Consider the following 25,695-nt stretch of genomic DNA (forward strand, 5'->3'; position numbering starts at 1 on the left):
TTTCTCATTGTCGGTTATGTTGGACGATTTTCCGCGATTATTTTGCGCGAAAACCACGCTTTTTCGGCATGAGCAGGGGAAAGTTTTCCGCTGTTATCCGTAACAGGGAAAACCAGTCCCAAGATATTGAAAAGGCGCACTGATTCCAGCCCCGAAATCCAACATAACAGGGGAAGGAAAAAATAAACGCCAATAACAGCGGAAAATCCGAGTCGCTGTTGGACGGGAGGACTAGTCGTCCTCCATCATCTCCGCGACCATCTTGGCTTCTTCGTTGACGGAGCGGCGCTCGGCCGTCTTCTCGGCGCGGCTGGCCATCTCGTCCCAGGCTTTGGCTGCACGCAGCCAGCGGGAACGGACATTGTCCAGAGTTGCAGCATTCGCATCGGCTTCCGCCTGACGGGCACGATCGCGATAGAACAGGGCGGTGGTATTCGTACGACTTCTCCGCGGGTCGGGGGGAGCGGAAGGGGCGCCGGCCGGAGCCGGCGCCCACCCGTCATTTACGCGCTGGCGAGGTTGACCGCGGACATCTTGCCGCGACGGTCCTGCTCGAGCTCGTACGACACGCGCTGCTCCTTATCGAGCGTGCGCATGCCGGCTGCTTCAACGGCGCTGATGTGGACAAAGGCGTCGTTCCCGCCGCCTTCCGGCGCGATGAAGCCATAGCCCTTGTCGGCGTTGAAGAATTTTACGGTGCCGATCGGCATAAGTATTTCCTTGGGTAGCCCGGTGGTGGCATCGCCTTGCACCGGTTTGGGGCCGAGAAGAGAGAGCGGAGCACCGTCCGGCCCCGGCCGGCGCATCCGAGCACGGGCGCGCTACTCCGTGAACACGGAAGCGGTGCGAATGAAGGTCGAAGAGAGAACCAGAAGAGCGATCCAACGGCTTGGCAAGCGGGAGCGCGAAGGTCTCTCAGTCACGCGATGCTTGTGGGCGGAATCGCGAGATGGCAGGGCTATAGCACAGCCTTGCGGAAAAGTCGCATCGTAATGAAGCGGCCATGTTCCGGCCCTTTTGTCATGATGTTTTCAGCGCCTCCGATGGGGAAAGGCGGCCCATGATTGCGGCACTATTGGCGATGCTCCAGGCCGCGGCCGGCCCTGCCGCCGAAGCACCCGCGCCGCGCCGCAACCCGACGCGCTGCCCGGAACGGACCGAGGAGGACGGCGATATCGTCGTCTGCGGCCGTCCCGAACCGCAGGAACAGTTCCGCCTTCGCCCGCTCACCCACCGCTATGATCCGGTCGGCGGCCCCGGCACCGGCTTCCGCGTCGGGGGCGGGCAGGGCAATATCTATGCACAGGGGACTCAGAGCCCCGACGGCAAGCCCGACAAGCGCATCATGGTGACGCTGAAATTCCCGTTCTGAGCGGGGCCTATTTCGGCATGGGCTCGCCGGCGGGATCGGTGATGCCGATCTTCTTCAACCGCTCGAGCATGTCCTCGCCGCGCTGTCCCATATGATAGGCGGCCATCCAGTAGAGCTTGGCGCTCTTCGCATCCTCCCGTTCGAAGAACAGGTCGCCAAGTACCGTCAGCGCGATCTCATTGGGCTGGATCTCGAAGGATTTTTTGGCATCGGCGAAGGACTCGTCGAGCTTGCGCTGGTTGAAGCGAGCCCAGGCCCGGCCGCCGAGCGCCATCCAGGATTCCTTGATCGCCAGCGCCTTGTCGAACTCGCGCTCGCCGGCCCAGCTATGCGCGGCGCGAATATAGGAGAAGCCCAGATTAGCGTGCCAGTCGGCATTGCCGGGGTCGAGCGCCGCCGCCATCTGGCGGTCCGCCGTCGCCTGGATGTCGTCTTCCACGATAATCCAGGCCACCGCTCGCGTCGTGAGCAGTTCCGCCTTCGCCTTGGCGGAAGGGGCTGCGAGATAGGCGGCGGTGCAGGTCGCGATCAGGCCCTTGCGCCCAAAGTCGCCGTCCTTCTGCGCCGCGAGGCAGGCGGTACCGGCGTTCGGCTCGGCGCCTTCGGTCATCCGGGTGAGCCGCCCGAGATGCTGCTCGGCAACGGCCTTCATGCCCTTGTCGCCTGCCGCGTCCGCGATGGCCCGGGCGCGGGCGATGTCGGCCCGCGCCTCGTCGAACCGGCCGGTCCATAGCAGGTCTTCAGCGCGGGCATTATGGGCCACGCCATCGTCGGGGGTGAGCGCCAGGACGCGATCGCGGTCAGCGACGGCACCGGCGGCATCGCCCAGCTTCACCCGCGACATCGCCCGCTCGTTGAACAGATGCGTCGTCGCGGCGCCCAGCGCCGCCGACTTGTCCAGGTCGGCCAGCCCCTCGGCATAATTGCCCAGCTCGTTGTTCGTGTAGGCGCGTTCCTGCAGGATCTTCACATTGTCCGGATCGGCCGCCACGGCCGCGTCGAGATCGGCCAGCGCGGCGATCGAGTCCCGTTTCTCGTTGTGAATATAGCCGCGTTCGAAGAGCAACTGCCCTTTGGCAGCGCCACTCGCTGCGGCGATCGCCCGATCGCAGGCCTTGGCCGGATCGGTGTCGGCGACGGTCACCTCACGAGGGGAGCAGGGGCTCGCCGCCGGCTGATCCTGCGGGGCAAGGAGCAACGCGAGCGTTATCCCGATCATCACGCTGCCTCCAGTAATCGTTCCGCCTGGGCTCGTGCCTCGTCGGTGATCGTCGCGCCGGACAGCATCCGGGCAATCTCCTCGCGCCGGTCGCCATCGTCGAGTTGCACCACGCCGGTGCGGGTGACGACGCCGTCATGGCTCTTCGCGATCAGCAGGTGATGGGCGCCCCGGGCCGCGACCTGCGGGCTGTGGGTCACCACCAGCAACTGAGTGTTGGCCGCCAGCCGGGCGAGCCGCTCGCCGATCGCGCTGGCCACCGCGCCGCCGACGCCGCGGTCGATCTCGTCGAAGATCATCGTCGCGGCGCTGCCCTGCTCCGCCAGCGCGACCTTCAGCGCCAGGATGAAGCGCGACAGCTCGCCGCCGCTGGCGATCTTCGCCAATGCCCCGAACGGCGCACCCGGATTGGTCGAGATCTCGAACTCGACCCGGTCCTTGCCCGAGGCGCTCCAGAGATCGTTGCCGAGCGGCGCCACCACGGTGCGGAAGCGCGCGGCATCGAGCTTGAGCGGCGCCAGCTCGCCCTTGACCGCGGCATCGAGGCGGCCGGCCGCTTCGGCGCGGGCCGCGGTGATGGCGTCCGCCTCGGCCTCATAGGCACGCGCTGCCTCGGCGACCGCGCGTTCCAATGCCACGATCCCCGCGCCGCCGCTTTCGATTCGCTCCAGCTTGCCGGCCAGGTCGGCGGCGAGCGCGGCAAGGTCGTCGGGCTGTACCCGGTGCTTGCGGGCAAGGGCGCGCAACTCGAACAGCCTGGTCTCGTCCGCTTCGAGTTGGGCGGGATCGAAAGCAAGTGCTTCCGCCGCCTCGTCGACCTTCTCCTGCGCCAGCCCGCCCTCGACCAGCGCACGGTCGATCGCCGCCAGCGCCTCGCCCAGAGCGTCGTGATCCTCGGACACGCGCTCGAGCGCCCGCGCCGCCTGGCGGAGCCGTGCAAGTCCGCCCTCGGACCCTTCGAGCAGGTCGGCGATCGCCTGCAGGTCGCCCGCGATCTTCTCGCCCCGCTGCATGCCGGCGCGGCGGGTCGCGAGGATCTCCTCCTCGCCGGGCTCCGGGCCGAACCTGGTCAGCTCGCCGACGGCATGCTCGAGCCACTCCTGGTCGCGCGCGGCCGTGTCGAACTCGGCCCGTGCCACCGCCAGTGCATCCTCGGCCTCGCGCCAGGCGCGGTGCGCGCGGGCGGCGGGGCCGGTATCGATCCGGCCGAACGCATCGAGCAGCGCCCGGTGGCCGCGCGGGTTGAGCAGGCCGCGATCGTCATGCTGGCCATGGATCTCGACCAGATGCACCGCCAGTTCGCGCAACAGGCCGGCAGAGGCGGGCTGGTCGTTGACGAACGCCCGGCTGCCGCCGTCGGATTTGACGATGCGGCGGATGATCAGCGGTTCGCCCGGATCGATGTCCAGGCCGTTCTGTTCGAGCAGCGAGGCGATCGGGCCGTCAGCGTGCGGCGTGTCGAAGCTTGCGCTGACCACTGCCTGGTTGGCGCCCTGGCGCACCAGCCCGCTCTCGCCGCGCGCGCCCAGCGCCAGCCCCAGCGCGTCGAGCAGGATCGACTTGCCCGCACCCGTCTCGCCGGTCAGCACGCCCAGGCCGTCGCCGAAATCGAGGTCCAACGCCTCGATCAGCACCACGTCGCGGATGGATAAGGATGTCAGCATTGCGGCATAAGCGCCGCGTCAGGCGCCCGTCTTGGCCGGCCCGGCCGCCGCTGCCTTCACCGGATGCTCCTGCATCAGCTTGTAGGCGCGCTGGTACCAGTCGGTGCCGGGATAGTTGGCGCCGAGCACGGCCGCCGCCTTCTGCGCCTCCTCTGGCACGCCGAGCGCGAGATAGGTCTCGGTCAGCCGCATCAGCGCCTCTGGCACGTGAGTCGTCGTCTGATAGTCGTCGACCACGCGGCGGAAGCGCAGCGTCGCGGACAGCCACTGGCCGCGCGTCTCGTAGAATCGGCCGATCTCCATCTCCTTGCCGGCGAGATGGTCGCGCACGAGATCGATCTTCAGCCGCGCATCGGCGGCATATTTGGAGTTCGGATAGCGCCGGGTCAGCTCGCCGAGCGAATCGAGCGCCTGCTGCGTGATCTTCTGGTCGCGGGTCACGTCGCTGATCTGCTCGTAATAGCCGAGCGCGACGAGGTAATAGGCATAGGGCGCATCGCGGTTGCCCGGATGGACCGAGATGAAGCGCTGCGCCGACTGGATCGAGCTGGTGTAATCGCGGTCGAGATAATAGGCGAAGGCGCTCATCAGCTGCGCGCGTCGGGCCCAGATCGAATAGGGATGCTGGCGTTCCACTTCGTCGAACAGCGCCGCCGCAAGCTTGTACTGCTTGCGGTCGAGCCGGTTCTTGCCCGTCGTGTAGAGCGTGCCCACATCGCGGGCGACATAGGGAATGTCGCTTTTGGTGCGGCCGCCGGCACAGCCGGAAACGGTGAACGCCGAGGCGGCAACAAGCGCAAGCGCGATCGAGCGGGACAGGGGGATACGCATCGTAGCGATCCTTAGCCCAAGCCCTCCCGCCCGAACAATGTTTTTCGCGCGTGCCCTCGCGGCGGGATCGGATGGCGGGTGAGGCGCGTTGGCGCTATCACACGCCATTCCCAGGGGACTCGCATGACCGCAACCTTGCTCGCCACCAAGCGCGTTGAGAAACCATGGGGGCGGCACAGCCTGTGGCCGGGCTTTCCTAACCCCGCGCCCGACGGCGATCCGGTCGGCGAGGTATGGTTCCAGACGCCGCACGCGGCCGAGCCGGAGCTGCTGATCAAGTACCTCTTCACCAGCCAGAAGCTGTCGGTCCAGGTCCATCCGGACGATGCGGCGGCGCGGGCGGCGGGTTATCCGCGCGGCAAGGACGAGGCCTGGGTGATTCTCGCCGCCGAACCCGACGCGACGATTGCGCTGGGTACCAGGGTGCCGATGTCGAAGGATCAGCTTCGCGCCGCCTCGCTCGACGGATCGATCGAGCATCTGCTCGACTGGAAACCGGTCAAGGCGGGCGATTTCTTCTATTCCGAGGCCGGCACGGTCCATGCCATCGGCGCCGGGATCACGCTGATCGAGGTCCAGCAGAATGTCGACCTGACCTATCGCCTCTACGATTATGGCAGCGACCGCGAACTGCATCTGGATGAAGGCGTAGCCGTCTCCGATCCGGTACCGTTCGTGCCGTTGCCCACCCCGGCCCCGGCATCGGACGACCGCACGATCCTGGCCGAGGGGCCGAAATTCGTCCTCGAACGCTGGCCCGCCGGTCACCGCGTCGTGACTCTGCCCGAAGGCATGATGGGCTGGTTCGTGCCGATTGCCGGCGAGGGCGTGGCTGACGGCGTAGCGTGGAAGGCGGGCGAATGCCTGACCTTCGAGGGCCGCTGCGAGATCCAGGCATCGATCGGCAGCGACCTGCTGTTCGCCTATCCCGGGGATAAACGCCTCTGATCATGGCTGGGGCGTGGGAGGATTAACCTTCCCGCGCTACACTCGCCGCCGCCATGCTCCGCGTCCTCACGCTCTCCACCCTGTTCCCCGATGCGACGCGCCCCAATTTCGGGGTATTCGTCGAACGGCAGACGCTGGGTCTCGCGGCACGGCCAGATGTCGACCTGCGGCTGGTCGCGCCGGTCGGCCTGCCGCCCTGGCCGCTGCGCGCCTTGTCGCATCACGCGCCGCTGGCGGCGCTGCCTGAGCGCGAGACCTGGAAAGGGATCGATACCCTCCGCCCGCGCTTCATCACCATCCCCGGCGCCGCCGGGCGCTATCATGTCCGCGCGCTGATCCCGCGGCTGGTGCCGCTGCTCGCCGAGATCCGCCGCGACTTCGCGTTCGAGGTGATCGATGCCGAGTTCTTCTTCCCCGACGGCCCCGCCGCGGTCGCGCTCGGCCGTCACTTTGGCGTGCCCGTCTCGGTCAAGGCGCGGGGGGCTGACGTGCATCACTGGGGCCATGCGCCAGCCACTGCGGATCAGGTGATCGTGGCCGGGCGGGGCGCCGACGGGCTGCTCGCCGTGTCCGAGGCGATGAAGGCGGACATGGCCGCGATCGGCATCCCGGCCGAGCGCATCCGGGTCCACCACACCGGGGTCGATCTAGACCGCTTCGCTCCGCGCGACCGCGTATCGGCCAAGGCGGCTTACGGCGTGACCGGCCCGCTGGTCGTGTCGCTCGGCGCGCTGATCCCGCGCAAGGGGCACGACATCGTGATCGACGCTGTCGCTACACTGCCGGGCGTAACCTTGCTGATCGCGGGGGAAGGCCCAGAGCGAGGGGCGCTGCGGACGAAGATCGAGTCGCTCGGCCTGGGCGATCGGGTGACGCTGCTCGGCTCCATCCCGCATGCCGATCTGCCCGCATTGCTCGGCGCTGCAGATGTGATGGCATTGGCCTCAGCCTCCGAGGGACTCGCCAATGCCTGGGTCGAGGCGCTTGCCTGCGGTACGCCAGTCGTCATCACTGCGGCGGGCGGCGCGGGCGAGGTCGTCACCGATCCAGCCTATGGCCGAATCGTCCCCCGCGACCCGGGTGCCTTTGCGCAGGCGATCGGGGAGCTGCTCGCCCACCCGCCGGACCAGGCCGATGTCCGCCGCGGCGCCGAGCGCTTCACCTGGGAAGCGAACAGCGCCGCGCTGTACGCGCACCTCGCCGGGCTGGTCGATCAGCGCCGCTTGGGCTTGTAGGGCGTGCCCCGCCATGCCGCCGCCTGACGGTCGGCAAGGTCGACCAGATTGCCCATCTCCACCGGCATGTCGATCAGGTGCAGGCCCCAGTCCTTCAGGATCACGCCGCCGATCGAGACGTCGCCGACGATCGTGTCGGTGCGCGGATCGGCGGGATTGGCGTTCACGGTGACGGCGAGATAGTCGAACCCGTCCTTCGACACGCATTCGGCCGAGATCAGGTCAGGCACCTTCACGAAGGCGGTGGTGACCGGCAGATTGTCGCTGGTCCACGAGCCCATCGGCGCGCTGCCCGCACCGGCACCCTTGGTGCCGAGGATCGCGTCGGTCACGACCTTGCCGCCGCCCAGCGCCGCTGGGTTGGTGCAGGCGGCGACCATGCCGGCATCGGGCACCTTGCCGAAGCGGCTGTTCGCCGGTGGCGGCGAATCGGCGCGGAAGCTGGTGTAGCTGATCACGCAATTGAACTGGTCGTCCTTGCGGCACAAAGGCAGCCGCTTGAAGTCGCCGCCGACATCCTTGCCCGGCGGCACCGCGACATTGGCGCCGATCAGCATCGCCGAGATGATGTTGCGGCGGATCGGGGAGGGCTCGATCGTCTTCGCGATCAGCGTCTTCAGCACGAGCGATCCCTGGCTGTGCCCGATCAGCACCACGCCGCGCCCCTTGTTGTCGCGCGCCAGATAGTCGTTCCACGCTGCCGTCACGTCATTGACCGGCATGTCGCGGTCCATCGTCACCGGCTGGCCGGTGATGAAGGCGCGCAGCGCGGTCAGCGTGACCTGGCGATAGAGCGGCGCGAACACCCGGCATTCCGAGGCGAAGCGCGCCGCCTGCGATGCCGCCACCGCCAGTTCCTCGGGTCCCGGCGTCATGTCGCTGTTGGGCGTCGCATCGTTGGAGACGGTCGGATAGACATAGAAACAGTCGAACTGCGGGCCGGGCGCCGGTTTGAACTTCTCGATCTTGCGCTTGCCGTTCGCCTGGATGACGGTGACGTCCTGGTTGGCCGAGCAGGCATCGACGCGGCCGGGCCGGCAGAGCCAGGCCGAGTCCTGCGCGTAATCTGGCGCGGGCGCGGGGCTTGCCGCAGGCGCGGTCTGGGCGGCGGCGGGAACGGCGAACAGCGGTACGGCGAGCAGCGACAGTCCGGCAAGAAGCTTCATGCGATCTCTCCCCCAGCTTTTGAGCTTGGGGTATGATAACCGCGCACCCGCCGGGGGTCAAAGCGGGTAGAGAGCGCCCACGATCCAGCGACCCTCGCCGCGCAGCACCGCCCAGGCGCGGGCCGCGGCGCGGCTGTCCATCGCCTCGATGCCGAGCCCGCGCGCCTCGATCGCGCGCACGAAGGCGAGGGGCGGTCGCACCAGCGCCGGGCCGGTGCCGAGCAGCAGGAACTCGGGGAACGGGTCGAGCGCGAGCAGGGGCGCGACATCGTCGGCGCCCAGCTCTTCCAGCGGCGGCGGGTTCCAGCCATCGGCGCGCACCGGCGAGATCAGCAGCGCGCGATAGACTCCGTCGTCGACCTTGAAGCCGCCGCTCGAAAAGGCCGAGATGATCGGCCCGTCGGTCTGCTGGCCCTTATCCATGCGCATGGTGGGTTACCCCGACAGGCCTCAGGGCATGTCCTTGAAGGCGACCCGCTCGGGCTTGGATCCGGGCGTATCGTCACCCTTCGGCTCGGCGCGCAGGCCAAGCGAGATCAGCAGCGAGGACGAGACGTAGATCGACGAATAGGTGCCGACGAAGATGCCGAGGATCATCGCCGCGGTGAAGCCGCGCAGCACATGGCCGCCGAAGATCAGCAGCGCGAACAAGGCGAGCAGGATGGTGACCGAGGTCATCACCGTGCGCGGCAGCGTCTCGTTGACCGAGAGGTCGACGATCTGCGGCATGTCCATCTTGCGATAGCGGCGCATATTCTCGCGGATGCGGTCGTCGATCACGATCTTGTCGTTGATCGAATAGCCGATGATGGTGAGCACAGCCGCGACGATGTTCAGGTCGAACTCGAACTGGGTCAGCGCGAAGAAGCCCAGGGTCATCAGCACGTCGTGGATGATCGCGACCGCGGTCGAAACGCCGAACTGCCATTCGAACCGGAAGATCGCGAACAGGCTGATGCCGACCACGGCGAGGACGACCGCGAGGATGCCCTTCCAGATCAGTTCGCCCGACACTTTGCCGCTGACGGCATCCTGCTTCGAGAAGCGGGCGTCCGGGAACTCCTTGTTGATCGCGGTCTGCACCGCCGCGACGGTCTTGTTGGTCGCGTCCTTCTCGGTGCTCTTGGGCGGCGGCAGCTTGATCGAGATGGTCTTGCCGTCGGTGCCGACCGACTGAAGCCGCACTTCGCCGAGGCCGAGGCGATCGACGACCTGCCGCAGCTTGTCGGTCGAGGGCGGGGTCTCGAACTTCTCTTCGATCATCAGGCCGCCGACGAAATCGACGCCGAGGTTGAGGCCCCGCGCGAACACCAGGGCGACCGCTGCGATGGTCAGCAGCATGGTCAGCCCGAACGCCCATTTGCGCAGGGAGACGAAGGGAAGGTTCGTATTGTCGGGGACGAGTTTCAGGAGACGCATAGCCGGTCGCCGATCAAATGTTGAGGTGGCTGGGGCGCGCGCGGCGGACCCAGAGCACGACGAGCATGCGGGTGAAGGTGACGGCGGTGAACACCGAGGTGGCGATGCCGATCAGCAGCACGACCGCGAAGCCCTTCACCGGGCCTGAGCCCAGCAACAGCATGATGAAGCCTGAAATGGCATGGGTCGCGTTCGCCTCGAAGATCGTCCGGCTCGCTTCCTTATAGCCAAGCTCGATCGATTGAATCACCGATCGCCCGCGTCTCTGCTCTTCGCGGATTCGCTCGTTGATCAGCACGTTCGCGTCGACCGCGGTACCGATGGTCAGCACGAAGCCGGCGATGCCGGGCAGGGTCAGCGTGCCGTTGAGCACCGCCAGCACGCCCATGATGACCGCCACGTTGATGACCACCGCGAAATTGGCATAGATGCCGAAGCGGCCATAGGTCACCAGCATGAAGGCGATGACCAGGATCACGGCGATCAGCGAGGCCTTGATGCCAGCGTCGATCGAGTCCTTGCCGAGGTCCGGGCCGACGGTGCGTTCCTCGATCACCTTCAGGGCGACCGGCAGCTTGCCCGACCGCAGCGCGATCGCGAGATCGTTGGCGCTGGCGACGGTAAAGCTGCCCGAGATCGAGGCAGTGCCGCCGAGGATCGGCTCGTTGATGTTGGGTGCTGACAGCACCTGATTGTCGAGGATGATCGCGAAGGGATGGTTGACGTTCGCCTGGGTCACCCGGGCGAATTTCTTGCCGCCTTGGCTGTCGAAGGTGATCACCACCTCCGCCTCGTTGGTCTGCGGATTGTTGCTCTGCTGGGCGTTGATGAGCTGATCGCCGGTGATCATCACCGAACGCTTCACTGCGATGAAGCGGTTGGGGCTGCTCGGATAGGGCAGCACCTGGCTGCCGACCGGCGCGATGCCCTGCGCGAGCTGGTTCGGATCGGTCACCGATTCGTCGACCAGCTTGAACTCGAGCTTGGCGGTCTTGCCGAGCAGGTCCTTGAGTTGCTGCGGGTTCTGCAGGCCGGGCACCTGGACGACGATGCGGCTGCTGCCCTGGCGGACGATGGTCGGCTCCTTGGTGCCGAGCTCGTCGATGCGTTTGCGCACGACCTCGGTCGCGTCGCCCATCGCCTGGTTGATCTGCTGGTCGATTCCCGCCTGGGTCGGGGTCATGACGAAGCGGGTGCCGTCGAAGACCTCGATGTTCCAGTCGCGCTGGCCGGTCAGGCCGGCGCCGGTGGTCAGGTTGTTGAGCTGCTCGCGCGCTGCATCGACCTGGGTCACGTCGCGCAGCATGAAGCTGACCTTGCCGTCCCGCGTCGAGATGTCGCCGATATCGATCCGCGGATTGGCACGGCGCATCGCGGCGGCGACTTCGTCGCGCTTCTGCTCGACCCGCTGGTTGATCAGGTCGTTGGTATCGGCCTCGAGCAACAGATAGCTGCCGCCGGCGAGATCCAGGCCCAGATTGATTCGCGGATGGGGCAGCCAGCCCCAGGCCTTGGTCTGGCTCTCCGGGAAGAAGCTCGGGATCGCCAGCGCCATCAGCGCGGCGAGCAGCACCAGGATCGAGACGACCTTCCAGCGCGGGAAATCAAGCATCGGATTAATCGTTCGCCGGCTTGGTGCCGAACGGAGTGACCTCCGCCAGCATCGCCTTCACCACGCGTACCTTGACGGTGGGCGCGATCTCGACCTCGACATGACGTTCCTCGACCTTGGTCACCTTGCCGACCACGCCGCCGGCCGTCACGACCGAATCGCCCTTCTTCACCGCCTCCAGCGTGGCGCGGTGCGCCTTCGCCTTTTGCTGCTGCGGGCGCAGCACCAGGAAGTAGAAGACCGGGATGAGCAGCAGGTACGGGATGAGCACCAGAAAGGAACCGCCACTCGAGGCGGCGCCGGTGGCTGCATAGGCTGGGGTTGCGAACATGGTATCCTGAATGGCTTGGCCGAAATGGCTGGGGGTATCGAAAGGGACAAGGCCCACTCTTAAGCGCCGCGCGCTATCACTTGTCCGGTGACCACGCAACAATCGGTTGGCCCTGCGACCGGCCCAAGCACAGACAAGCACAGATAGGCAAACACGGGGGGAGCGCCATGACCATCATCGTATTGGGACATATCCGGGTCGGCAGCGGCGAGGGCGCAAAGCTGCGCGACCTGCTGGTCGAACATATGGCGACGACCAATGCCGAGACCGGCTGCGAGTATTATAACTTCGCTTACGACGCGGGCGACCCCGATCTGATCCGCATCTCCGAACGCTGGACCTCGGTCGAGGCGCTCGGGGCGCATGGTGTCGCCGATCACCAGAAGGCGTTCGGCAAGAGCCTGGCGGCGTTCGAGATCAAGGAGATCAGCGTGAAGGCCTGGGACGGCGCGTTCTGGAAGACGCTCATTGGCGAGTGAGGCGGGAACGAACCGAATCGCGCCTGTCGGACGTTCGAATGACAGTCTAGAGACAGGACCATGTTGAAAACCGCGATCGCCCTTCTCCTCCTGCTCGCGCCCGCCGCGGCAGGCTCCAGCCCGTCGCGCGACGGGCTGACCCAGACCGTCTTCACCGTGCGCGACAAGGCATCTGTGCTGGCGCAACTCGCCGACGCGGAAGCAGGCGCCAATGCGACTTTGGCCAGGGCGCCGGGCGACAGCGACGCGCTGCTCACCCGGGCAATGGCGATCGGCTACCGCGCCAAGCTGACCAAGAGCCGGGGCGATGCCCTTGCCTCGCGCGCTCAGTTCGAGGCGCTCGTCGCCAGGAACCCGCGCGATCCCGAGGCGCAGGCAGCGCTTGGCGGCTGGCATATCGATGCGGTCGAGGCGCTGGGCGGGTTGACCGCCCGTGCCGTGCTCGGCGCGCGCAAGGCGACGGGGTACGAGGCGACCGACCGCGCCGTCGCGCTGGGCGGGGATCGTGCCCTGTTCACCGGGCTTGCCGCGTTGCTGCGGCTGTCGCTCGATCCGGGGGATGCGCGGGGGGCGTCGCTGGCGGATGTGGCGAGCCGGGGAACCACGCCCACGACGCTCGACCGGATGATGCAGCGCCGAGCGGCGGAAATGGTCACCGTGCTCAAGGGCGGCGACCGGCGCTTGGTGAAGGCGATGGCCAAGCGCCTGCTGCCACTGGGGCAGATCAAGGAATAAGCGCTCGCGTCGCCCGTTTCGTCCAACAGCAAGGCCGGCGATCCCGCCCTGTTATTGCGCGATAACGGGGCGGGAACGGGCAGGATTTTTTCTCTCCCTGTTATTTCCAACTTTGTTGGAGATATTTTCTATGTATCTCAATATGTTGCGTGGAATTCTCCCTGTTCCTGAATAACAGGGAGAGGGGCGCGTATAACAGGGAGGATTTCGTCGAAACAGGGACCGGACATCTTCCAACAGAGTCGCGGTCATGAGACACAGCGGGCGGGTATGCAGGCAGCACCCCGTCATCGGCACGGTGGCACGATCTTCGGGCGGGTTGAATCGATCACCGGCTGGCCGGGCCGATTGCGACTTGCGGTTGCCGGGTGGCTTCCGCGCTTGCATCCCGCGCGTCACCCGCATATGTGCCCCACCCTCGGTCGGGGCGTAGCGCAGCCTGGTAGCGCATCACACTGGGGGTGTGGGGGTCGCAGGTTCGAATCCTGTCGCCCCGACCAAGATTTCCTACACAATTAGAATCGCTTGCGCGAGCGCCTGCCAGGGGCGCTGTGCATGGCTGCGCGCACTTCTAGCGTATTTCCAGCGGGGCCGCTGAATCGGTATGGAAGAGTGCCCCAATGGTTTAAGGAGCTGGTCTTGAGAAATGGAGCGGGCAACCGCTCCGCGGATTCGAATACCGTCTCTTTGCCACCTTGTGAGGACAAGGAAGTCATGACCATCCGCATCACCAAAGTTACGCCGATTGCGCCGAAAAGGGTCGAGCCAAATTCTGAAACCGGCATTGAAATCTTCCCGGGTGAATTCCAGGAAGTGGAAACTGACTGGTATCAAGCGGACCTCGATGACCTCAAGGAGCTGCTCGAAGGCAAAGACCTCGGATACCGCGAATATCACCTGATGCGAAAAGCAGTCGGCTTTGAAAGCGGGTTGCTAGTCGGATTGCTTATCTGGGGCGGAACAGAAGGGCTCAAGGTGCTGACTGCTTGGCTACCCGCACGGGAGGGCCGCAAGGTTCGGGTCAAGTTTAAGGATGGAACTGAAATCGAGGCATGCTCGGTCAAAGAGCTTGAGAAAATCCGTGACAAATTCCTGCTAGACGCGAACGACGACGCTGGCGACGAATAATCGCGGGACTACGGTGCCAGTTTACTTCACCTCCAAACCCCTAGCCTGCGATCGACCGATCAGCGATGCGGAAGGACCGTGAGACTGGGGGTGCACTTGAAAATCTGTGCCTGCTGATGCGAGACGTGGCGTGGCCGATAAGGGATTAAGTAAACTGTCACCGAAATAAGCGCCACCGAATAAGCGCTGCCGCGCCGGGGCTGGACCGGCAACCGACATTTCTAAGGATCGTCGCCGTGGATTGGCCGCAAACCGCGAACAACGGTGAGTTACTCTCACCGTTTTCAACGTGTCAGCGTCGCTCGCCGTGGAACTGGACAGCGAACGCTGCGCCGGTCACCATTGGGGCATGACCGACCAGATCGCCCGGATTCGTATCAGCCTCATCGATATCGAGCCCGAGATCTGGCGCAGGGTCGATGTGCCCCTGGAGGCCAGCCTCAAGATGCTCCACGATATCATCCAGGGCGCGATGGGATGGATGGACTATCACCTCTGGGAGTTTGAGGTGGGCGACAAGCGCTATGGCCTGCCAGACCCGGAATGGCCAGACGACAGCCTGTCAGCAGCAAGGAACATCAAGCTCAAGACCCTGGTCGATCGCGGTGTTCGCCAGCTCCTTTACACCTACGATATGGGCGATAACTGGGAGCATTTCATCGTCGTCGAAGCTGTCGACGATGGTCAATCGGGCGTAAAATATCCGCGCTATGTCGACGGCGAGCGCCGCGCACCGCCGGAAGACGTCGGCGGCGTGCCGGGGTTCGAAAATTTCCTCGATATCATCGCCGACCCCAAACATCCCGAGCACCTGGAGACAACCGATTGGCACTTCGCTTGTTATGGCAACGCCTTCGACCGCGCCTGCTTCGATGAACTCACGGCAAAGCTTCGTATCGGCGATATCGCGAAGCGCTGCGCCGCCGGCAAGGCCGCTTTCGCCAAACGAAAATCAGCCTGACAAGGCGATTCCCAAGCCAAGCTTACTTGTTGGCCCCGCGCGGCCGAACGACATCCCCATGTAGTCCGACATCATGACAGTAAAGCCGAGCAAGCCAAAAGGTGCGAGTGGACCTATCAAGATGGGTCCTGGCGGTGTCGAATGGCAAGTGATCGACTTCCCGGATCAGAAGGACGAGAGAGAGCGTTTGATCGCCCGTCTTTTCGTTGAAGGCTTCAGTCGGTACGTCGCTATGCAGAGCGAACCAACGTTCGCGCCCTTCGGGTTGCCGGCGCAAAACGAGGAGAACGACCTCGATTTTACCGTGACAACCGCTCAGGGCGTTAAGCTGATGGAACTGGCGGAGTTCGCCCCGCTAAAAAAATATGGTCCGACTTTCGCTGCTGCACCGAAGAAAGTGGACCCAAGGGAAAAGATGGCACTCGCCGTCGAGTTGATCCGGAAAAAGTCGGCCCACCAAGGCGGTGTAGATCGGTTTCTCGTTCTCTATACGACCGAGCACGGTTTCTGGCTGGACCCGATCACCGTAGAGCGGGCGCGGCGACAGCTCACCCAACACGCACCTCAGTTTGATCGGGTTTATTATGTCAGCGTACATGACTTGAACTCCGCTTCAGTCACGGAGCTTTATCCCGGCACGCCCCATCATTGGTTCGGGGATATGGCTGATGACCGTCTTGATGGCATGAAGGTCACACTTCCCCATCCAGCCGAAATGACGATGATTCGGATCATCGAAGGGAAAGGCACGGCACTGATGGGAAATATCCGTGTCCCAACTCAATTAAAGATCAGCTTCTCGGGAATTGCCCCGCTGAAACGGCGGGCAACCAAAAAGTGACCACAGCATTGCCCTTGCCCGGAGAGGCCGGATGCCGCCGTCATCTTCGGTTTCCTGACTGCGATGATGTGCGATAGTCCCTGTTTTCCGGCAGGTTCGCGCTTGCGCGAAGACACGCTTTGGTTCGACTTTTTGCGTCGCGCTGACGTGGGCCTTACTGAAAGGGCTTTCCACACGTGACATTCTATACCGCGACGGGTGCGACGCCGCTCAGCCCTGCTGAAGCATCGCATCGATCAACCGCTGATCCTGGTCGAGCACCCAGCATTCGGCCAGGAGAGAATCCCTGACGGCATAGATCAGCGTACGATCGATCTCGACGGGGCGGCCCCCGATCGAAACCTCCTCGCGCGCCAGGATCACGCCGCGGGGAGTGACGGTGACACGTGCAACAACCCCTAAACTCGGCCTTTTCTTCCTCTTCGGAGCGTAGCGCGATGCCTTACGCTAACAACCCGTTCAACACAGAAAAGGGATTGTTGCACGTGTCACCATTATCTTGCCTTGAGTCATCAAGGGCGCTTTATAGTCTTTCCCTGATCATTGCGTTGAGTGCAGGTTTCTGCTGAAATGTTTAAGCATCGATTTGGATCGTCGGGTAAATTTACCGATTCCGATGAATCAGGGTCCTTAATTTGCGTGTTTTGGCTGCTAGCAGTGGATGATTGGCCAATAGCAATTGATGCAACTACGCCTTTCTGAGCGGATGTAATATTGACATTGCCACCAACCGAGACACTTTTGTCTATCGATGCGGATTGATCGAACTTGGGGAGTACGCTCCCGCCCCTCATGATAGACGTGGAATCAGATGCCAGTTGCGGCTCAGCCTCAACATCTGTGCGGATGGTGGGGCTCCCTCTATTCTCCATGCGCGCCGGCTGCGATACCTTCCGTGCCTTCTCGGCCATAACTTCTCTGTGTTCTGGGGCGGGCGCAGTTTCAATGTAGGGAATAGCTTCGATCTTAGGGGTTGGCGCGACCAGGGCAGGCTGGGCAACAGGCGCCGGCACGATCGCGGATTTGGGCGATTCGTCCGCCCCTCTGATCCAGTCAATTGCGGGCGGGAGTGCGACGAGCACTCCTATCAGTGCGATCACGGTCGCGATGCGAAATCGCCTCTTCTCTATTTGAGAGCGCGACATATTTGGCGCCATCGCAATCGCTGATTTTGAAGTCTTGGTCCTCGACACCGGCACGCCTGCGCCCCCCTTTGATTCGAGTACAAAGATGCTAGCCTCCAAATCTACTCCGGCCAATCATGCTTCTACGATTCGATAGCCAGCCGCCGCCATCCGCCCGCCGGGACTCTAAATTGAAGCGACAAGATTGGACGTGCGGCGACTGTTTATTGGGTGGGGTCCTATCGATGTGTGCATTGGCCTCTAATCTTGAAGCCGCCCTGCGCCTGTATGAAGACATGCTTGGCTAAAGTTTGTACTGCGCGGCATTTCATGCGCGATACAATATCTTGCGCACGGGTGCGCCGCTCACCCCTGCTGAAGCATCGCATCGATCAACCGCTGATCCTGGTCGAGCACCCAGCATTCGGCCAGGAGCGAATCCCTGACGGCATAGATCAGCGTACGATCGATCTCGACGGGACGCCCCCCGATCGAAACCTCTTCGCGCGCCAGGATCACGCCGCGCGTGGCGCCCACCGCTATGTCGCTGATCTCGACCAGCCGGCGCCGCGATCTGCGGGAGAAATCGGCCAATACCGCCAGGGCTGCGGTCTTGCCGCGGTGCACGCCGGCCAGGGGGCTCGTCCCGAAATAATGAAGGGTGAAGTCGTCATGGTAGCAGGCCGCGATCGCCTGCAGGTCGCCCGCCCTCCATGCCGAGGCGTAGCGCGTCAGGACGGTCCGAATGTCGTCGCCTGTATCATCATCCATCGCTGATCCCTTCGTCGCACGATGTGCCCCTGATGATCGTGCCTCACTTCACGAACGCACGGTCATGATTATGGTGCGCCTCTACTTAGAGTCGAACGCGACCAGGTCGAATCGTCACTCGGACTTGTTCCGGGGTCCACCGTCCCGCAAACCAAGGCGCCGATGGGCGTGCGGCACAGTGGATGCCGGAACAAGTCCGGCACGACGGTTAAACCTGATCGCGAATACCTATAACGCCCGCCAGATTCCGCCACACCATCGTAACCCGAGGTCCCATCAGTCGTCGCCGATCGAACGAATGACGCGCGCCGGATTCCCTCCCACGAGGCTATTCGGGGGAACGTCGCGGATGACGACCGACCCCGCCGCCACGACCGCGTTTTCGCCGATCGTCACCCCGCCGATGATGGTGACACCGGCCGCGATCCAGACGTTCCTCCCGATCACGACGGGCTTTGCGATCACGACCTCACGCCGCCGGGCAGGGTCGATGGGGTGACCCGAGGTGATGATGCTCACATTCGGCCCGATCATCACGTCATCGGCAATGTCGATCCCGCCCAGATCGTACATGGTGCAATTCTGGTTGATGAACACATTGCGGCCGACGCGGATATTCTCGCCGCCGGTGGTGAAGAAGGGCGGGATCAGCGAAAAGCGGTCGTCCACCTTGCTGCCGATCAGATCGCTGAATATCGCCCGGATCTCATCCGCATCGTCGAACGTCAACCGGTTGAGCGCCGGGGTGATCGCCATCGCCCGCTTGACGCTGGCCACCATGGCTGCCGATTCCGGCGTTCTCCCGGGAATGATCCTGGTGCCGCCCCCATCCGACATTGATACTCTTCCTCACAAGCCGTTGGGGCGATCCGGCGCGATGCGCGCAAGCGCGGCCTGCACCTCCGCCACGCTGGTGACGATCGTGTCGCCCGCGAAGCGCAAGCCCTCGATCGATCGCCGCGCGGCCTCCGCATCGCCATGGCCGCAGGCGTCCTCGATCAGGATCGGGACGATGCCGAGATCGGCGGCGTGCCGGCAGGTGGGCTCGATGCCGATCTCCATCGCGATGCCGCATATCGCTAGCGCCTGGAGCCCCGCGTCGCGCAGTGCCATGGCGAGTGGCGTTCCTTCGAAGGCGGACATGGTGAGCTTGTCGAAGACGAAGTCCTCCGGTTGCGGTGCGAGCGCGGGCACGATCTCGACGCCGGGGGTGCCGCGCAGGAACCAGGGCGTGACGGCCTCGGGGTCGTCGGTGCGCTGCCACGCCATGGCCATGCGGATGGCGAATGCCCCCATCCACGCCTTGGGGAGCGACTGGTGCCGGCACCAGGCGATCCGCATCCCCGCCGCCCGCGCTGCGGCGACCGTTTCGCCGACCCGGGCGATGACGGCGTCCGACTCCACCTGGTGGCAGATGCCGACCTGCATGTCGTAGACCAGAAGCGCCGCTCGTGAGGGAGAGAGCCAGGATTCCAGATCGTTGGAGGCCATGAGGGTCGTCCTATGTAGCGCGAGGCGGTTACCCATCGCCAGCAAGCGGCGCCAGGCTCCTGTGTCGGCTATCGGAAACCGCGATGCGAGCGCAAACCCTATTATGGTGAACCTGGCGCAATCGAGAACCATCCTCCAGGTCCGCCATAGATCCCGGGACATCCAGCAAGGTCCATATCGGCCCCGCAAAACGCTTTTCCTATATCATATATTTGATATAGGTCCGAGCCGACTCCGCATCGCACAGGCGCAAAGCCGGTGGTGCCGGGGAGAAGAACAATCCGGCGGCGCGCGCCGGTCCTTTGGAGGGAGATGAGGATGCGTGTTGTGACGACCATGATGAGCGCCGGGATGATGGGGGCCGCGGCGATGCTGGCGCATCAGGCCTTCGCCCAGGCGGCGCCCTCTCCGCAGGCCGCCCCACAGGCAGCTCCGCCCGCTGCGCGCCCCGCGGCGCCGCCGCCGATCTTCGGCTGGGTGCCCAAAAAGACCCCGGTCCAGGCCTATGTCGCGCCGAACAAGGCCTGGTGGAAGCTGTCCGATGTGCTCGCCCTGCACAAGGGCCAGGCGAGCTGGTCGCAGCCGATCGTGCGCAACAAGGATCTGATGGCCGACTGGCATCAGCTGGCCCCCGGCGGCAAGACGCCCGAAGTCCTCTATGCCGATAACCGAGTCGCGATGATCGTCTGGGGCGGTCAGGTCCGCGTCAGCATCAAGGGGCAGGAGCCGTTCGTCGCCTCCAAGGGTTTCGAGATCAACGTGCCGCTGCGCCTGCCCTTCACGCTGGAAACGGTCGGATCGGAGCCAGCGCTCTGGTTCGAGGTCCATGAAGCCGGCGACATCCCGATCTATCCGGAGACCAGCACGCCCGACAAACCGGCCGATATCAAGGGCGTCACTTATACGAAGACGATCCTGTCGGGCGGCGACGGGGTCTATGACGGGGCCAACAAGCCCTATCTCGATTATTACAAGGATGTGGTGGGGGCGGACGCCCGGGCCGGCGCGTTCATCGCCAGCGATCACATGTTCGTGAACAATATCCGCGGCAAGGGCACGCCCACGCCGCCGCCGAGCAATCTCGGCCATTTCCATATCGACTATGCCGAGTTCTGGTTCGTGATGGAAGGCAAGATCGATTACCAGATCGAGGGGGTGCCCTTCTTCACCGCATCGCCGGGCGATGTCGTGACGGCCGAGATGGGCCGCTGGCACCGGGCGAGCTGGGGCGGCACGGTCGGGGAGATGGCGACGCGCGTCGCGATCAACCCCTTCCCGCGCGGGCTGCACAATTTCGCGCCGGAATCGGGTGGGCGCCAATAGGGTTGCCGGTTTTGCAGTCTCGAAGACCCCGCCTGCGAGAGCCGGCGGGGTTTTCTTTTGGAGGTCGGCTCATCCACCCCCAATCGTCACCCCGGACTCGTTCCGGGGTCCACTGTGCCGCGTACAACACGCTTCTGATCTTGCGGAGCAGTGGGTGCCGGAACAAGTCCGGCATGACGGGAGATGAGCGATTCCCGGGACCCCGGCGGATCAGCGCGCCAAGGCGGCCAGCTTGCCGGTGTCGACCGAGGCGACGGCCTGTTTCAGCGTGTCGATGTTCGGTGCGCTGCCGTCGGCGGAAACCATGAAGCGGCTCGCGACCATCGTGCCATAGCTGCCGCTGTTCGATTCGGTGTTCCACTTTTCGGTAACCATCGCGCCGCCGACCATCTCGGTCTTCTCGTATCCGGTCGCGGTCTGCCTGCTCGACTGCATGTTCATCGCGCCGCCCAGCGAGGCAAGCGCCCCGGCGGCGGCCATATCGGTGACGGACAGGTTGAAGCTCTGATCGCCCGAGGTGTAGCGGCCCTCGGCATGGCTGCCGGCAATGCCGCCGACGCCGCCGCTCTGGGTTTCGACATCGCCGCGCGTGAAGCCGCCGATCGCCGCGGGCAGCATCGCCTGGAGCGCGGTGGCGGGGATCGCCGTCGCCGTCCCGTTCTGCATCTTCTCGGTCGCCGCCTTCATCTTCGCGACGGCGTCGTTGGCCTTGTCGAGATCGACCTTGCCCACGCCCGGCAGATTGAGCGACCCGCTGACCGTGCCGGTATCGGCCGCGGCACTGAGCAGCGGCCTCGTCATCGAGGAGCCGACCTGTGCCGCGATCGTGCCGCAGACCAGGAACACGACCACCGCGACGATCATCGTCACCACGATATAGGTGGTCGCCTTGCCCTCGGGCACCTTCATCAGGATCGGCAGGCCGACCCACAGCAGATAGAGGCCGTACAGCCCCGCCAATATTGTGAGCCAGGCGAGCGACGGGATGATCTGGAAGATGCCGGCAAGCCAGCCGGCGGTCCCGGTGAAGGCGGCGACCTTGAAGGCCGACACCGCATTCTTGGTGCCCTCGAAGCTGGGCGCCAGCGCGTTGATGATCAGCGAGAGGATATAGACGGCGATCAGCGCCATGACGTAGCCGACCAGGGTCGTGGTGACGGCGGCGCCGATCGACGGGCGATAGGTGATGCCGAGAAAGCTGTAGCCGAAGACGAGCGCGCCGATCAGGCCGGCGACCGGACCGATCGCCGCCAGCGGCACGACCCAGCCCATATAGATGCCCTTGATCGTCATCGGTTCCGCGTCGATCCGCGGCCATTCCTGGGCGGGCGCGGTCAGCAGTCGCTTGATCCGTTCCACCATGTTCGTGGGTTGGTCGCCTGGAATTTGCGTGGCCATTGGCTGCTCCCTGTTGCTCTTCCCCCCTGCGCGACCCTAGGCCCGGCTGCTCCGAAGGATAGGATCAAGGCGACATGCGCGGCAGTTTCGCCCCGATCCGGCCATAGCATGGTTCGCGGGCCGGGGGCAGCGCCGACAGCGTTAACGCAGCGGCTTGCCCGAATCCTTCCAGCGATCGAGGATCTGGGAGTCGCCCGGCAGGGACTCGGACGCGGCCGCCGCCTTGAGCACGCTGGTCTGCGCATAGGCCGGCTGGATCATCGCCGCCGCGGTGCGCGGCGCGGGGGCCGGCAGGGCCGCCGAGGCCAGGGTCAGTTCGGGCTTTGCCGGGCGAGCGTGCGGGCCCGGGAAGGGTTCATTGCCGGCGTAGCGCTGACTGAACGCGGCGGGGGTGCCCCACCAGCCTTGCCAGCGGTGGAAGAAATGCGCGCCGAGGGCCGCGGTCATCACCAGGCTCCGGTTCCAGGACGGCGTGACCGCATAGGTGTGATAGTGGGTGGCGAGGCCGACGGGCGCGAAGACATGGCCGTTCAGCGCCGCCGCCGCGACCTTCATCGCGCGGATCCAGTAGGTGCGCGACGGCACCCGCGCCATCGACCCGTCACAGGCGAAGCTGAACTGGCAGCCGGTGTTGCGCTCCGACCCCTGATAGACCACGCCGCACACTGTCGCCGGGAAGGCGGGGTGGCGCATGCGGTTGAGGATCACCTGGGCCACCGCCTGCTGGCCGGCATCGGGCTCGGTCGCGGCTTCGTAATAGATCGCGGTGGTCAGGCATTGCAGCGCCCGGGCGCGATCGGCTGGGCTGGCACCCGCCATGGAGAAGGGCTGGGCCGGACGGATCGAGGCGTCGGTGGCCAGTGCCACGGCTTCGGGCGGCAGCGGGGTGTCGGGCAGTCTCGTCGTGCCGGTCGCGCCCGACCCGGGGGCGGCGCTCTCCTCGGCGATGTAGAACCAGGCGGCGCCGGGAAAATGGTCCTCGGCCTCATAGCCGGCGGGCTTCGCGGCGGCGGCGGCCTTGGCCTGCTGGTCGACGATCGCGCGGATCGCGGCGTGCGCCGAGACGCCGGCACAGATCAGCGCGACGATCCCGGCCAGGCCGAGTTTGCCCAGCCGTCGCATCCGGAACCAGTTGGTGATCACGCCCCACGCCATGGCTCCGCCATAGCGGATCAGGTTGTTCCGTGCGCCCCCCGATTTGGGGGTGTGTCGTGGCGAAACACTTGATGGTTAACGTAATTTTTGAAAACTCCCTCTCCCATCGCGAGAGGAGTACTGAGCGAAAAGCGCCCCGCGCCGTTCAGGTCATGTCGGGGGCATGACCGACCCCGCCATCGCCAAAACTCCCACGGGGGGAGAAGGATTCACGCCGCCCCGGCAACTCTGCCATCACCTTGTCCCGCCACGCGGCGCTTCCGCTGCTCCACCCGGCGATCTCGTCGATCGTCCGCGCACACCCGACGCACAGGCCAGTACCCGCGTCCATCTCGCAGATGTTGACGCAGGGGCTCTCGATTCGCTGAACCGGCACCGTCTCGACGATCCCGTCCATGCCGCGGTCAGTCGGTCAGTTTCGCCATCAGGAAGTCGGGCAGCGGCCCGTTCCAGCCCTCGTCCGTGCCGTCGTCCTGCGATCCGCGCGCAGGGCGTTCGTCGCGCGCGGGCCGTTCCTGGCGCGGCGGACGGCTGTCGCGAGCGGGCCGCTCTTCGCGGGGCGGACGCGCCTCGCGCGGCGGACGGGCGGGCCTTGCGGGACGCTCGGTCTCGACCGGCGCGCGCTCGACCTCGACTGGGGCCTCGGCCTCGATCGGTGTCGCCTTCGCACCCCGGGTGCGGGCAGGCTTCGCCTCGGCCTTGGGCGCCCCGGCGGCGGGCCTGCCCCGGCCGCGTCCGCGCGGCGCCGCGGCGGACGCCGGCTCGTCCTCGGCGCCTTCGTAGCGATTGATCTTCAGGCCGGTCAGCTTCTCGATATTGGCGATATTCTCGGCATCGTCGGCCGTCATCAGGGTGAAGGCGACGCCGGTCGCGCCCGCGCGGCCGGTGCGGCCGATGCGGTGGACATAATCGTCGGGATGCCAGGGCGCGTCGAAATTGAAGACGTGGCTGACGCCCTTGATGTCGAGCCCGCGCGCCGCGACGTCGGACGCGACCAGGATATTGACATCGCCCGCCTTGAACCGGTCGAGTTCGGCGATGCGCTGCGATTGCTCCATGTCGCCATGGATCTCGCTCGAGCGGAAGCCCTGGCGCTGCAGCGCCTTGTTCAGGTCGCGCACCGTCGTCTTGCGGTTCGAGAAGATGATCGCGGTCTTCACCTCCTCGAGACGCAGCAACTCGGTAAGCTTGTCGCGCTTCTTCGAGGCGGAGACAGGCACCAGCCATTGCGTGATGTTGATGTTGGCGGTCGCGGGGCGCGCGACCTCGATCGTCTTCGGGTTGGACAGGAACTTGTCGGCCAGCTTCTTGATCGGCGGCGGCATCGTCGCCGAGAAGAGCAGGGTCTGGCGCTGCTTGGGCAGCTTGGTGCAGATTTCCTCGATATCGGGGATGAACCCCATGTCGAGCATCCGGTCCGCCTCGTCGATCACCAGCAGGTTGCATCCGGTCAGCAATATCTTGCCGCGCCCGAACAGGTCCATCAGCCGGCCCGGCGTCGCGATCAGCACGTCCACGCCCTTTTCGAGCGCCTTTTGCTGGTCGCCCATTGAGACGCCGCCGATCAGCAGCGCCATGGAGAGCTTGTGATATTTGCCGTATTTCTCGAAATTCTCGGCGACCTGCGCGGCAAGCTCGCGCGTCGGCTCGAGGATCAGCGACCTTGGCATCCGCGCGCGGCTGCGGCCCTCGCCCAGGATGTCGATCATGGGGAGCACGAAGGCGGCGGTCTTGCCGGTGCCGGTCTGCGCGATGGCGACGATGTCGCGCATCATCAGGACGCTCGGGATCGCGCTCGCCTGAATCGGAGTCGGCTCGGTATAGCCGGACTCGTTTACGGCTTTGAGAAGTTCGTCGGATAGGCCGAGGTCGGCGAAGGTCATGCGGTGTCCGGAAAAAGGCCCGGTCATCATGCCCGGCCAGCCCCGGAGCGCTTGCCGATAAGGAGGCGATTGTCAAGGAAAAGGGGTGAGTGCGGGCCTCTAGCGCTTCACCCTGGGCACCAGCCGCTTGAATTCCTCGATCGGGCAGGAACCCCCCGAGCGGGACCGGATCGCGTCACGGTCGGCGCAAACCATGCCGTCCGAGGTCGGTTTCAGATAATAGCTCGAATAATAATCGAGCGGCGGGCAATCGTCGTCGAGACGTGCCCGTACCCGAGAACCGTCGTCGATCATCAGGTCGATGCTGTCGGGCGCCGAGATCGCAGCGCCGACCAGGTCGCCCATCGCCACGCATTTCGGGCCCTTCTTCTCGGACCAGGTCATTGTCTGCTGCGGCTGGACCGGCTGTCGGGGGGGAGGGATCATGCGGGGAATGCGGATGATGATCCGCTGGTGCACCGTGAGCTGCGCGACCTCCATTTTGTCCAGGCGCGACTCGTCGACCGACGGGCCGGGGGCGAGGGCGAGCAGGATCAACGCAAGAATCATCGGTTGCGACATGCTGTGCCGCGTTAACCGAAATGCTTGAACAGTGCATGAATTGGCGCA

At 65.0% G+C, this 25,695-nt stretch carries 28 protein-coding genes and 1 tRNA gene; 10 read left to right on the forward strand and 19 right to left on the reverse strand.

Annotated elements, in window-relative coordinates:
* Positions 1–503: 503 nt before the first annotated feature.
* The gene (locus AC1RT8_RS12210) at positions 504–710 is read right to left on the reverse strand and encodes a cold-shock protein (RefSeq protein WP_034159288.1); all 207 of its coding nucleotides are present in this window, start codon (positions 708–710) and stop codon (positions 504–506) included.
* A 350-nt stretch (positions 711–1,060) separates the two neighbouring features.
* Between AC1RT8_RS12210 and AC1RT8_RS12215 the strand changes: the two genes are divergently transcribed.
* The gene (locus tag AC1RT8_RS12215) at positions 1,061–1,372 is read left to right on the forward strand and encodes a hypothetical protein (RefSeq protein ID WP_493075920.1); all 312 of its coding nucleotides are present in this window, start codon (positions 1,061–1,063) and stop codon (positions 1,370–1,372) included.
* A gap of 7 nt (positions 1,373–1,379) precedes the next feature.
* Here AC1RT8_RS12215 and AC1RT8_RS12220 read toward each other — a convergent pair whose 3' ends face one another.
* The 3 genes from AC1RT8_RS12220 to AC1RT8_RS12230 are packed head-to-tail and all read right to left on the reverse strand — an operon-like array spanning position 1,380 to position 5,086.
* Positions 1,380–2,591 carry a tetratricopeptide repeat protein gene (locus AC1RT8_RS12220; protein ID WP_493075921.1) on the reverse strand — a complete coding sequence of 404 codons (1,212 nt, stop codon included), beginning with the start codon at positions 2,589–2,591 and terminating at the stop codon, positions 1,380–1,382.
* Positions 2,591–4,255 (reverse strand): DNA repair protein RecN, encoded by a 1,665-nt coding sequence (recN, locus tag AC1RT8_RS12225; RefSeq protein ID WP_493075922.1) that lies wholly within the window; start codon positions 4,253–4,255, stop codon positions 2,591–2,593. The genes AC1RT8_RS12220 and recN overlap by 1 nt, the downstream gene beginning before the upstream one ends.
* Positions 4,256–4,273: 18 nt before the next feature.
* The gene (locus tag AC1RT8_RS12230) at positions 4,274–5,086 is read right to left on the reverse strand and encodes an outer membrane protein assembly factor BamD (protein WP_493075923.1); all 813 of its coding nucleotides are present in this window, start codon (positions 5,084–5,086) and stop codon (positions 4,274–4,276) included.
* Between the two features lie 123 nt (positions 5,087–5,209).
* Here AC1RT8_RS12230 and AC1RT8_RS12235 point away from each other — a divergent pair, with 123 nt between their 5' ends.
* A complete protein-coding gene (locus AC1RT8_RS12235; RefSeq protein WP_493075924.1) occupies positions 5,210–6,034 on the forward strand; it encodes a class I mannose-6-phosphate isomerase in 825 nt (274 codons plus the stop codon).
* Between the two features lie 53 nt (positions 6,035–6,087).
* Positions 6,088–7,269 (forward strand): glycosyltransferase, encoded by a 1,182-nt coding sequence (locus tag AC1RT8_RS12240; protein ID WP_493075925.1) that lies wholly within the window; start codon positions 6,088–6,090, stop codon positions 7,267–7,269.
* On the opposite strand, the gene AC1RT8_RS12245 is transcribed toward AC1RT8_RS12240, so the two are convergent.
* The 5 genes from AC1RT8_RS12245 to yajC are packed head-to-tail and all read right to left on the reverse strand — an operon-like array spanning position 7,248 to position 11,797.
* Positions 7,248–8,435, reverse strand: a complete 1,188-nt coding sequence (locus tag AC1RT8_RS12245; protein WP_493075926.1) for a DUF3089 domain-containing protein — start codon at positions 8,433–8,435, stop codon at positions 7,248–7,250. The genes AC1RT8_RS12240 and AC1RT8_RS12245 overlap by 22 nt on opposite strands.
* 57 nt (positions 8,436–8,492) lie before the next feature.
* Positions 8,493–8,864 (reverse strand): MTH938/NDUFAF3 family protein, encoded by a 372-nt coding sequence (locus tag AC1RT8_RS12250; protein ID WP_493075927.1) that lies wholly within the window; start codon positions 8,862–8,864, stop codon positions 8,493–8,495.
* Positions 8,865–8,885: 21 nt separating this feature from the next.
* Positions 8,886–9,854: a protein translocase subunit SecF gene (gene secF, locus AC1RT8_RS12255; protein ID WP_493075928.1), complete on the reverse strand. Its 969-nt coding sequence runs from the start codon at positions 9,852–9,854 to the stop codon at positions 8,886–8,888.
* Positions 9,855–9,867: 13 nt separating this feature from the next.
* Complete coding sequence (secD, locus tag AC1RT8_RS12260) at positions 9,868–11,466, reverse strand: protein translocase subunit SecD (RefSeq protein WP_493075929.1); 1,599 nt, start codon at positions 11,464–11,466, stop codon at positions 9,868–9,870.
* A gap of 4 nt (positions 11,467–11,470) precedes the next feature.
* On the reverse strand, positions 11,471–11,797 hold the full coding sequence (yajC, locus tag AC1RT8_RS12265) for a preprotein translocase subunit YajC (RefSeq protein ID WP_372856935.1): 327 nt from the start codon (positions 11,795–11,797) through the stop codon (positions 11,471–11,473).
* A gap of 167 nt (positions 11,798–11,964) precedes the next feature.
* Between yajC and AC1RT8_RS12270 the strand changes: the two genes are divergently transcribed.
* From AC1RT8_RS12270 to AC1RT8_RS12295, 6 genes are all read left to right on the forward strand, one after another.
* Positions 11,965–12,276: a putative quinol monooxygenase gene (locus AC1RT8_RS12270; RefSeq protein WP_493075930.1), complete on the forward strand. Its 312-nt coding sequence runs from the start codon at positions 11,965–11,967 to the stop codon at positions 12,274–12,276.
* 60 nt (positions 12,277–12,336) lie between these two features.
* On the forward strand, positions 12,337–13,011 hold the full coding sequence (locus tag AC1RT8_RS12275) for a hypothetical protein (protein WP_493075931.1): 675 nt from the start codon (positions 12,337–12,339) through the stop codon (positions 13,009–13,011).
* A 423-nt stretch (positions 13,012–13,434) separates the two neighbouring features.
* Positions 13,435–13,511: transfer RNA gene (locus AC1RT8_RS12280), tRNA-Pro, on the forward strand.
* 214 nt (positions 13,512–13,725) lie between these two features.
* Complete coding sequence (locus AC1RT8_RS12285) at positions 13,726–14,139, forward strand: hypothetical protein (RefSeq protein ID WP_493075932.1); 414 nt, start codon at positions 13,726–13,728, stop codon at positions 14,137–14,139.
* A gap of 349 nt (positions 14,140–14,488) precedes the next feature.
* Positions 14,489–15,100, forward strand: coding sequence for a plasmid pRiA4b ORF-3 family protein (locus AC1RT8_RS12290; protein ID WP_493075933.1), 612 nt, complete (start codon positions 14,489–14,491; stop codon positions 15,098–15,100).
* Between the two features lie 73 nt (positions 15,101–15,173).
* Positions 15,174–15,941, forward strand: coding sequence for a hypothetical protein (locus AC1RT8_RS12295; RefSeq protein WP_493075934.1), 768 nt, complete (start codon positions 15,174–15,176; stop codon positions 15,939–15,941).
* Positions 15,942–16,151: 210 nt separating this feature from the next.
* Here AC1RT8_RS12295 and AC1RT8_RS12300 read toward each other — a convergent pair whose 3' ends face one another.
* From AC1RT8_RS12300 to AC1RT8_RS12320, 5 genes are all read right to left on the reverse strand, one after another.
* Positions 16,152–16,304: a hypothetical protein gene (locus AC1RT8_RS12300; protein ID WP_493075935.1), complete on the reverse strand. Its 153-nt coding sequence runs from the start codon at positions 16,302–16,304 to the stop codon at positions 16,152–16,154.
* Positions 16,305–16,453: 149 nt separating this feature from the next.
* Positions 16,454–17,200, reverse strand: coding sequence for a hypothetical protein (locus AC1RT8_RS12305; protein ID WP_493075936.1), 747 nt, complete (start codon positions 17,198–17,200; stop codon positions 16,454–16,456).
* Positions 17,201–17,431: 231 nt separating this feature from the next.
* Positions 17,432–17,836 carry a nuclear transport factor 2 family protein gene (locus AC1RT8_RS12310; RefSeq protein ID WP_493075937.1) on the reverse strand — a complete coding sequence of 135 codons (405 nt, stop codon included), beginning with the start codon at positions 17,834–17,836 and terminating at the stop codon, positions 17,432–17,434.
* Between the two features lie 276 nt (positions 17,837–18,112).
* Entirely contained in the window at positions 18,113–18,616 is a 504-nt protein-coding gene (locus AC1RT8_RS12315) for a sugar O-acetyltransferase (protein ID WP_493075938.1), read from the reverse strand.
* A 69-nt stretch (positions 18,617–18,685) separates the two neighbouring features.
* Positions 18,686–19,363, reverse strand: a complete 678-nt coding sequence (locus AC1RT8_RS12320; protein WP_493075939.1) for a cysteine hydrolase family protein — start codon at positions 19,361–19,363, stop codon at positions 18,686–18,688.
* Positions 19,364–19,645: 282 nt separating this feature from the next.
* Between AC1RT8_RS12320 and AC1RT8_RS12325 the strand changes: the two genes are divergently transcribed.
* Entirely contained in the window at positions 19,646–20,650 is a 1,005-nt protein-coding gene (locus tag AC1RT8_RS12325; RefSeq protein ID WP_493075940.1) for a cupin domain-containing protein, read from the forward strand.
* Positions 20,651–20,860: 210 nt separating this feature from the next.
* Here AC1RT8_RS12325 and AC1RT8_RS12330 read toward each other — a convergent pair whose 3' ends face one another.
* The 5 genes from AC1RT8_RS12330 to AC1RT8_RS12350 all read right to left on the reverse strand — a co-directional run bounded on the left by AC1RT8_RS12330 (position 20,861) and on the right by AC1RT8_RS12350 (position 25,635).
* Positions 20,861–22,048 (reverse strand): Yip1 family protein, encoded by a 1,188-nt coding sequence (locus AC1RT8_RS12330; RefSeq protein WP_493075941.1) that lies wholly within the window; start codon positions 22,046–22,048, stop codon positions 20,861–20,863.
* A 141-nt stretch (positions 22,049–22,189) separates the two neighbouring features.
* Complete coding sequence (locus AC1RT8_RS12335) at positions 22,190–23,203, reverse strand: cell wall hydrolase (protein WP_493075942.1); 1,014 nt, start codon at positions 23,201–23,203, stop codon at positions 22,190–22,192.
* Positions 23,204–23,348: 145 nt separating this feature from the next.
* Entirely contained in the window at positions 23,349–23,600 is a 252-nt protein-coding gene (locus AC1RT8_RS12340) for a DUF1289 domain-containing protein (RefSeq protein WP_493075943.1), read from the reverse strand.
* A gap of 7 nt (positions 23,601–23,607) precedes the next feature.
* Complete coding sequence (locus AC1RT8_RS12345) at positions 23,608–25,086, reverse strand: DEAD/DEAH box helicase (protein WP_493075944.1); 1,479 nt, start codon at positions 25,084–25,086, stop codon at positions 23,608–23,610.
* 99 nt (positions 25,087–25,185) lie between these two features.
* On the reverse strand, positions 25,186–25,635 hold the full coding sequence (locus AC1RT8_RS12350; protein ID WP_493075945.1) for a hypothetical protein: 450 nt from the start codon (positions 25,633–25,635) through the stop codon (positions 25,186–25,188).
* Positions 25,636–25,695: the final 60 nt, after the last annotated feature.

Source organism: Sphingomonas sp. GW821-FHT10F11, from assembly GCF_058809095.1.

Coding starts and splice junctions, on each gene's coding strand:
- AC1RT8_RS12210 (WP_034159288.1), bottom strand. CDS start 710: ATGCCGATCGGCACCGTAAAATTCTTCAACGCCGACAAGGGCTATGGC.
- AC1RT8_RS12215 (WP_493075920.1), top strand. CDS start 1,061: ATGATTGCGGCACTATTGGCGATGCTCCAGGCCGCGGCCGGCCCTGCC.
- AC1RT8_RS12220 (WP_493075921.1), bottom strand. CDS start 2,591: ATGATCGGGATAACGCTCGCGTTGCTCCTTGCCCCGCAGGATCAGCCG.
- recN (WP_493075922.1), bottom strand. CDS start 4,255: ATGCTGACATCCTTATCCATCCGCGACGTGGTGCTGATCGAGGCGTTG.
- AC1RT8_RS12230 (WP_493075923.1), bottom strand. CDS start 5,086: ATGCGTATCCCCCTGTCCCGCTCGATCGCGCTTGCGCTTGTTGCCGCC.
- AC1RT8_RS12235 (WP_493075924.1), top strand. CDS start 5,210: ATGACCGCAACCTTGCTCGCCACCAAGCGCGTTGAGAAACCATGGGGG.
- AC1RT8_RS12240 (WP_493075925.1), top strand. CDS start 6,088: ATGCTCCGCGTCCTCACGCTCTCCACCCTGTTCCCCGATGCGACGCGC.
- AC1RT8_RS12245 (WP_493075926.1), bottom strand. CDS start 8,435: ATGAAGCTTCTTGCCGGACTGTCGCTGCTCGCCGTACCGCTGTTCGCC.
- AC1RT8_RS12250 (WP_493075927.1), bottom strand. CDS start 8,864: ATGCGCATGGATAAGGGCCAGCAGACCGACGGGCCGATCATCTCGGCC.
- secF (WP_493075928.1), bottom strand. CDS start 9,854: ATGCGTCTCCTGAAACTCGTCCCCGACAATACGAACCTTCCCTTCGTC.
- secD (WP_493075929.1), bottom strand. CDS start 11,466: ATGCTTGATTTCCCGCGCTGGAAGGTCGTCTCGATCCTGGTGCTGCTC.
- yajC (WP_372856935.1), bottom strand. CDS start 11,797: ATGTTCGCAACCCCAGCCTATGCAGCCACCGGCGCCGCCTCGAGTGGC.
- AC1RT8_RS12270 (WP_493075930.1), top strand. CDS start 11,965: ATGACCATCATCGTATTGGGACATATCCGGGTCGGCAGCGGCGAGGGC.
- AC1RT8_RS12275 (WP_493075931.1), top strand. CDS start 12,337: ATGTTGAAAACCGCGATCGCCCTTCTCCTCCTGCTCGCGCCCGCCGCG.
- AC1RT8_RS12285 (WP_493075932.1), top strand. CDS start 13,726: ATGACCATCCGCATCACCAAAGTTACGCCGATTGCGCCGAAAAGGGTC.
- AC1RT8_RS12290 (WP_493075933.1), top strand. CDS start 14,489: ATGACCGACCAGATCGCCCGGATTCGTATCAGCCTCATCGATATCGAG.
- AC1RT8_RS12295 (WP_493075934.1), top strand. CDS start 15,174: ATGACAGTAAAGCCGAGCAAGCCAAAAGGTGCGAGTGGACCTATCAAG.
- AC1RT8_RS12310 (WP_493075937.1), bottom strand. CDS start 17,836: ATGGATGATGATACAGGCGACGACATTCGGACCGTCCTGACGCGCTAC.
- AC1RT8_RS12315 (WP_493075938.1), bottom strand. CDS start 18,616: ATGGTGGCCAGCGTCAAGCGGGCGATGGCGATCACCCCGGCGCTCAAC.
- AC1RT8_RS12320 (WP_493075939.1), bottom strand. CDS start 19,363: ATGGGTAACCGCCTCGCGCTACATAGGACGACCCTCATGGCCTCCAAC.
- AC1RT8_RS12325 (WP_493075940.1), top strand. CDS start 19,646: ATGCGTGTTGTGACGACCATGATGAGCGCCGGGATGATGGGGGCCGCG.
- AC1RT8_RS12330 (WP_493075941.1), bottom strand. CDS start 22,048: ATGGCCACGCAAATTCCAGGCGACCAACCCACGAACATGGTGGAACGG.
- AC1RT8_RS12335 (WP_493075942.1), bottom strand. CDS start 23,203: ATGGCGTGGGGCGTGATCACCAACTGGTTCCGGATGCGACGGCTGGGC.
- AC1RT8_RS12340 (WP_493075943.1), bottom strand. CDS start 23,600: ATGGACGGGATCGTCGAGACGGTGCCGGTTCAGCGAATCGAGAGCCCC.
- AC1RT8_RS12345 (WP_493075944.1), bottom strand. CDS start 25,086: ATGACCTTCGCCGACCTCGGCCTATCCGACGAACTTCTCAAAGCCGTA.
- AC1RT8_RS12350 (WP_493075945.1), bottom strand. CDS start 25,635: ATGATTCTTGCGTTGATCCTGCTCGCCCTCGCCCCCGGCCCGTCGGTC.